The following is a 1,220-nucleotide window of genomic DNA, read 5'->3' as shown; positions in this document are numbered from 1 at the left end:
GACGCCGTCGCCCGGCACCGCCAGGGGCGCGCCGGGACGCGCGAAGTCGTAGGAGCGGTACGTGAGCCTCCCCGCCGCGTCCTGCGTGACGAGCACCGTCCGGCGGGCCGTGACGCCGAGGAGGCGCGTGCCGGGCAGCAGACGGCACTCGTTCGCCTCGCCGCGCAGGGTGACGCTCACGAGGGCGGGCGTGAACGCGTACAGGTCCGGCGAGACGCTCACGCCGGGGTTCACGAGCCGCACGGCGTCCCCGGGGCGGCCCGGGGCGCCCGCCCTGGGCTTCAGGGCGTAGTAGACGCTGCCCGCGCCGGGATCGGCCCGACCGACCTGCCACGCCTCGTGCGTCCAGCGTCCCGTGCGGCGGTCGAGGGTGGTGATCACGGCGCGGCCCGCCGCGTCGGGCGTGCCGATCACGAGGGTGCGGGAGGTGTTCAGGGCGTCGCACACGACCCAGGCCTTCCCGGCGCGGTCGGGCAGGTCGAGGAAGGCCGCGCCGAGGGCGGTCGTGGCGAGCGTGAGGGCGGACAGCATGAACGTGAGGCGTCGCATGAGGGCAGCATGCGACGCCTTCGTGAGGGGTGTCTTACCGGCCGCGCATCAGCGGCCCGGCGAGGGCCAGGGCCGTGCGGGGCGAGGGGCGCAGCACGAGCGGCAGCAGCAGGCGGCTGAGCTCGTCGTGCCGGGAGAACAGGGGCAGCGCGGGCGACGGCACGAGGGGCCTGAGCGGCGAGCGCAGCACGCTCTTGCGCACGTCGGGCAGCATCAGGGGATTGTGGATGAAGCCGACCCCGGACCGGATGTCGGTGGGCGTGTTGCCCGGATACGCGCCCCAGGGGGTGATGCCGGTCGCGAACCCGTAGCCGCCCCAGACGTTCACGGCGACGGTGCCGTAGCGCAGGTTCCCCACGGCGCGGCGCAGGGCGGCGCGCGTGCCCGGGTCGCGCAGGGAAGCGGGATGCACGAGGAGCGTCACGTTGAGGTTCCCGAAGACCCGCTCGTTCACGAACTCCACGGCGGCGTCGAGGAACGAGGCCGCGTCCCTCGCGGGGAGCGCCGTCTCCGCGGCGAAGCTGCAGAACGCCTCGAAGGTGAAGGCGGGATCGTCGGCGCGCGGGTCGAGGTGCGTCGCGAGCGTCCAGGGGAGGTGCCCCTCGGCGGGCTCGCCGTAGCGCCGCGCGTCCGGATGGGCGAGGGTCATGGCGCGCCAGCGGTCCCCCGCG

The 1,220-nt window shown here is 75.2% G+C and carries 2 protein-coding genes; both read right to left on the bottom strand.

The window, feature by feature from the left end; translation table 11 throughout:
• The coding region (locus DEIPI_RS39105; RefSeq protein WP_027481264.1) for a hypothetical protein at nt 1-549 on the bottom strand (549 nt) is incomplete at its 3' end.
• Between the two features lie 34 nt (nt 550-583).
• The coding region (locus DEIPI_RS0106605; RefSeq protein ID WP_045233738.1) for a hypothetical protein at nt 584-1,220 on the bottom strand (637 nt) is incomplete at its 5' end.

The sequence above is a fragment of the Deinococcus pimensis DSM 21231 genome, assembly GCF_000519345.1.
Lineage (GTDB): Bacteria > Deinococcota > Deinococci > Deinococcales > Deinococcaceae > Deinococcus_A > Deinococcus_A pimensis.
Note: the sequence above shows the minus strand (reverse complement) of the source record. Positions and strands in the feature narration are given on the sequence as shown.